The 5,455-nt window shown below is 58.3% G+C and carries 5 protein-coding genes; 3 read left to right on the plus strand and 2 right to left on the minus strand.

The annotated features are described in order from the left end of the window. The first annotated feature begins 441 nt into the window (after positions 1-441). From QT222_RS07415 to QT222_RS07425, 3 genes are all read left to right on the plus strand, one after another. Entirely contained in the window at positions 442-807 is a 366-nt protein-coding gene (locus tag QT222_RS07415) for a hypothetical protein (protein WP_491476788.1), read from the plus strand. Positions 808-1,045: 238 nt separating this feature from the next. Further along, complete coding sequence (locus QT222_RS07420; RefSeq protein WP_014732442.1) at positions 1,046-1,324, plus strand: hypothetical protein; 279 nt, start codon at positions 1,046-1,048, stop codon at positions 1,322-1,324. A gap of 243 nt (positions 1,325-1,567) precedes the next feature. Next, entirely contained in the window at positions 1,568-2,914 is a 1,347-nt protein-coding gene (locus QT222_RS07425) for an alkaline phosphatase family protein (protein WP_491476789.1), read from the plus strand. A gap of 172 nt (positions 2,915-3,086) precedes the next feature. Here QT222_RS07425 and QT222_RS07430 read toward each other — a convergent pair whose 3' ends face one another. Together QT222_RS07430 and QT222_RS07435 are read right to left on the minus strand one after the other, a co-directional pair. Then, complete coding sequence (locus QT222_RS07430) at positions 3,087-4,229, minus strand: CARDB domain-containing protein (protein WP_491476790.1); 1,143 nt, start codon at positions 4,227-4,229, stop codon at positions 3,087-3,089. A gap of 130 nt (positions 4,230-4,359) precedes the next feature. After that, positions 4,360-4,698 (minus strand): hypothetical protein, encoded by a 339-nt coding sequence (locus QT222_RS07435; protein ID WP_491476791.1) that lies wholly within the window; start codon positions 4,696-4,698, stop codon positions 4,360-4,362. Between the last annotated feature and the right edge of the window lie 757 nt (positions 4,699-5,455).

The raw sequence follows: 5,455 nt of genomic DNA on the forward strand, positions 1-5,455 counted from the left end.
CGCGTGTACGAAGAACAGATGAAGTGGTGGGGGGAGCGAGCACGCAAACTGAGACGACTCGCGAGCTGGACGATACGATAGGCGCACGATAGCAACTACCGGAAGAACAGACGATTAGGAGTACGTTTCGTGTGCTCGGTCGTCCACTCGAAGCGGTCGCAGTTGAGCGAAAAGCACACGAAGTGTACTCAGTTCATCTGCGCGACGCCGAGCGGTCATCTCACCCCCGTCACTTCATCTGTTTAGGAACCGTTCACACCCAATTTGCCCCCGATATCAGGAGTTTAGCAAAAGGGCTGAACGCTGAGTACGCGACACAGCACAAGCGGATTCCGAGAGCACAGACGGCTCGAAAGCATACGAAATCTACTCACTCATCCGAACCGACGCGGGGCCGTTCAGCCCGAACACTAATAAAAATCCACTCTATTGACAGCACACGTGCGTATTAATATCCTCTATCTCACTGCTGGGCTTCTCTCGGGGTTGTTATTCGCCGGGGCCGTCAATGTTCACGCGACTCGACAAGGAATTCCTGCGGGCGTTCATCGTCTGGCGTCCGTACTCGTTGCCGCGGCCGGTGTGTCCGGCTTTATGATCACGTACGTGTACAAGAGACAAATCGACTACCTGTACTTCGTCGTTCTCAAACCGAAGCCAATCGCGGTGTCGCCGTACGAGGCGATCTCCATGGAATTCACAGTCGGGTTCTTAATCAATCTCGCCGCGTTCCTCTTGTATCTCGGCTACACTCGAAGAACCACCTGCAAGGGCGTCAGTGCTGACCGCCAACAGACGAGCGATTAGGAGTGACTGATGTACTCGTGGCGTTGGGATAGCCAAATCGTACTTTCTGCGTAAACAAACGGTTCCCTGAGAACGACACCCGTTCGAGCTTTGGGGTTCTCGGGCGTCCCGAAATCGTTCGACCCTCTCGTGAAATGATATGAAGGTATCGGCAATCACGGCAGATATGAATAACCGTGAAGAACATCTCAAACGGCCGAAATCAAAATATGCCGGGGATGACAAGTACGTACTGCGAATGGATACGCGAGAGAAGATCGATCAGAAGCCAACCAGCGAACAGCGCGCAAAACTCGCCGAACAGGATACTCGCGACGATTCCGAAACCGTCGCTACGACCCCGAGCGGCGCATACACGGGCGGCTACGCGTACCACGAACTCGACGACGAGGGCGAACTCGTCTGCGGCGGCCACAGCGAAGGCCACTTCGTGGAGATGACCCGCGGCGAAGCCAAAAAGAGCGGAAAGACGCCGTGCGGGAAGTGTGAGTGGATTCTCGACCTACAGCAGTCCTAAGGGCATACCGTAGCTGACTACGTACGTACAGAACAACCAGTGAGATAGCCGTCTATTAGTATAACATACATACACCCATTATACCGGCCACACAGTTGAGACCATACCGAGATGGTCACAACCGGCCCAAGCGTTCATACTTTCGCAACCACATTCTGAAACCCACATACGTGAATCGAGACACCGTAACAATGACTCTCAAGAAGAGAAAGACCCATAACGAATACTCATCACACGTCCGACATGGGATTATTTGATCGCCTCACCGGTGGGAGTGACGACCCCCGCGTCGCCTTCCTCGGTATCGACGGTGTACCGTACTCGCTTATCGACGAGAATCCGGACGTCTTCCCGAACCTCACCCGAATCGCGTCGAAAGGAACAGGCACTCCGATTGACTCAATCGTGCCGCCGGAGTCCAGCGCCTGCTGGCCCGCACTCACGACCGGCGTCAACCCCGGTGAAACGGGTGTGTTCGGTTTCCAGGACCGCGAGCCCGGAAGCTACGACGCCTACGTTCCGATGGGGAGCCACGTCGAAGCAACCCGCGTCTGGGACCGCGTCACCGACGCCGGCCGCAAGGCAACCGTGATGAACGTCCCCGTGACGTTCCCACCGCAGCGAGACGTCCAGCGCATGGTCTCTGGGTTCCTCTCGCCCAGCGTCGACAAGGCTGCCCATCCACAGTCGCTTGCGGACACCCTAAACGAGGGTAATTACCGAATCGACACGGATGCAAAACTCGGTCATAAAGACGACAAGTCGGGGTTTGTCGAGAACGCCGAACAGACACTCAAACGTCGCTACGAAGCGTTTAAACGGTATATCGAACAGGACGACTGGGACCTCTTTTTCGGCGTCTTCATGACGACCGACCGCGTCAACCACTTCCTGTTCAAGGATTACGCCGAAGACGGCACCTACAGCGAGGAGTTCATCGAGTTCTACCGCACGGTCGACGAGTACATCGGCGACCTCCACGACTCGCTCCCCGAGGACGTGACGCTCGTCGTCGCCTCCGACCACGGCTTCACCTCGCTCGATTACGAAGTCCACTGTAACACGTGGCTCGAAGAGAACGGCTGGCTCACCTACCAGAGCGAGGACCACGACTCGCTTGGCGATATTGCCGCGGAGTCGAAGGCGTACTCGCTCATCCCCGGTCGCTTCTTCATCAACCTCGAAGGCCGTGACCCACGCGGGTCGGTCCCCCAGGACGAGTACGAGGAAGTCCGCGCCGAGCTGAAGGCCGAACTCGAAGCCCTCGAAGGCCCGAACGGGAAGAAGGTCGCCGACCGCGTCGTCACGAAAGAAGAGGGGTTCCACGGCGCACAGGACCATCTCGCCCCGGACCTCGTCATCATCCCGAACCACGGGTTCGACCTCAAATCCGGCTTCAAGGGTCACGACGACGTGTTCGGCGTCGGCCCCCGCAACGGCATGCACTCGTTCGATAACGCGACGCTGCTTATCGACGACCCCGAGGTATCGGTCAGTGACGATATCGACCTCTACAACATCACGCCGACGATTCTCGATCTCATGGAGATTGATACTGACGCCACGTTCGAAGGCCGTAGTCTCATCTGAGCTTCGGCTTAGCAAGTCCGAGGAACGCCTGTGCTCTCAGTAGCCTATGGACTCGGTCTCCAGAAAGAGATGTACGTTCCTCAGTGGAAGCAAGCGAACAAAAGGCTCACAGATACTGTTTGCGAGGAGTGTCACCCTCGTCAAAAACCACAGAACGGCTGCAAACTGTGGCCTATTTTCGCTTCTCCACCAACCGCCGGAAGCTGACCGCGAGGGAGATAGATGCCACCGCAAGCCCTAACACAACCAGCAGACTGTAACCGGGGTCATCCGTCGCTCCAGCGTCGCTCTCACCAGCGCTATCCGTGGGTGGGGTTCCGAACTTCGAACTGCCCTCCTTGACGGTCACGTCGACGACTCGGTCGTTCACCCTGAGGGTGTACTCGCCGGGTGACTCGATAGTCTGTTCGAACGTAACGACTTCCCGTTGTCCAGCGGGAACGGTGACCGTTCTGGACTCGGTGACGCTGTCGACCCCTTCGAACGTGAGCGTCGTCGTCTCCTCACCCTCGCCAGTGTTGGTGACGGTCGCGATGAGCGTGACGCTCTCGCCCGGCCCGATGGTCGATGCATCCACCGTTAGGTCGGTGAGCACGGCGGTAGACTGTTCACGTACGACGGTGTCGACGCGTTCCCCATTGAGTGCCACAGTGTGCGACCCGGCCGTATCGAACTGGTGGTCGAACGTGACGGACTGCGTGTCTCCGGATTGGAGTGTCACCGACTGGTTCGAGACTATCTCACCATCGACGGTTAGGTTGACCGTGACGACACCGTCGACGTGGCCCGTGTTGGTCACGTCGGCGGTTACGGTGGTTGTCTCGCCGGTCACGATGCCCGGTTCAGTGGTAACGTTCGAGACGGTCGCGACGGGGTGCTGGATTCCGAGCGCGAAGTAGGACGTTCCCGGTGATGTCGCTTGCATCAGGTACTGTGACTGCGTGTTCGTCTCTTTCAGTTTCGTATCGAGTTGTTCCCACGTTCCGTTGTGGTATCGGTAGAATGCGACGTTCTCTGGAGTCGTCCCGCGGGCACTGAGGTCGTCTTTCGTCAGGGAGAAGTCCACGGTCGCCGCGTCGAGAGACCGGTTCATCGTCTCGTCGCCCTCGATCTCCAGATACAACGGCACGTCGTCGGTGAGAGCGACTGCCCCGACGCCCTCAGGCCGCTCCGTGTATCCCTTCACGTCCATCGTGAACGTGGATGCCGGTCTGGACAACGTGACTGTAACCTGGGTGACTTCGACACTGGATTCGGCAGTCACCGACGAGGGGAGTCGGACTTCGATTGGCGTCTCGGCTTGGGCATCACTCACAGTGTACCGAACGTGGGTGTCCGTTACCTTCGTGGTCTCAACTTTGGTTGTCGGCTTCGGGGAACTGTAACTCCCACTGCTAGAGCTACTACTGCTTGAACTCCCACCGCTTGAACCGCCGCCACCTGAGCTACGCGTCGGTGTAGGCTCGGGCGTTGGTGTTGGAGTTGGTGTTGGAGTTGGTGTTGGAGTTGGTGTTGAGGTCGGCGTCGGGGTCGGTGTTGGAGTCGGCGTTGGGGTTGGCGTCGGAGTCGGTGTTGGTGTTGGGGTCGGCGTCGGAGTTGGTGTCGGCGTTGGCGTTGGCGTTGGTGTCGGAGTCGGTGTTGGTGTCGAGGTTGGCGTCGGAGTTGGTGTCGGTGTTGGTGTTGGGGTCGGCGTCGGAGTCGGAGTTGGCGTTGGTGTTGGTGTTGGCGTTGGTGTTGGTGTTGGCGTTGGCGTCGGAGTTGGTGTCGGCGTTGACTCCTGGCACGAACCGGCGGTAATCGTGAGTTCCGACTCCATGTCGAGGGTGACAGTACTCTCGTTGGCGTGGATAAGTCGGAACTCGGTGATTTGGTTGTCGCCGGTGCTCCAGCGCCAGTCGTCATAGTGGTCCGCCTGTTCGTTGAAGCCAGGCGTAATCGTGACGTTGTCGCCCGTCTCGAGGTTCTCGAACCCGCGGTAGGCACCCCCATCGGTTCGGTTAGGTGCCCATTTCCAGTCGATATTCGCTGTCGAGTTTTCTTCAACCCAGTCGTCGTCCTGCGTCCCGTTGCCGTAGTAGTCGTCTCGAACGACCCAGCCGTCGCCCGACGGAAGGCCATCGAACGCCATCGTCACGGTCCCGCCGGATGGACTGTCACCGAGTCTGTCGTGAAGAATGACGAGACTGACACCCTGCGAGCCGTGATAGAAGAACAGATTACTCGTCTGATTCTCCTGCAGGTAGCCTGTCCCGTACGACGAGAAGATACCAGTCGGCGAGGTCTCGTTGTTCCGGTAGTCGTAGAACGAACCGACGGGTGTTGTCCCGTCACCGAGTGCCTCGACGGTATAGCAGACACCGCCCTGACTAACGGAATAGACCGGAGTCTCGCCGTGGTGGGCGAATGTGCCACTCATCATCGAAGGCAGGACCACCAGCAGGGCTATCCCGACGACGAGAAGTCGTTGCAGAGCGGTCATCAGTCACGCTTTACCGTGGCGGTCGATGGCGACTGCTGGCGCGAACTGTCCCATTCCATAGC

This window comes from Haloferax sp. s1, from assembly GCF_058382125.1.

Bases quoted from the DNA above. Each gene is read 5' to 3' on its own strand.
- QT222_RS07420 (WP_014732442.1), top strand. From the start codon at position 1,046: ATGGATACGCGAGAGAAGATCGATCAGAAGCCAACCAGCGAACAGCGC.
- QT222_RS07425 (WP_491476789.1), top strand. From the start codon at position 1,568: ATGGGATTATTTGATCGCCTCACCGGTGGGAGTGACGACCCCCGCGTC.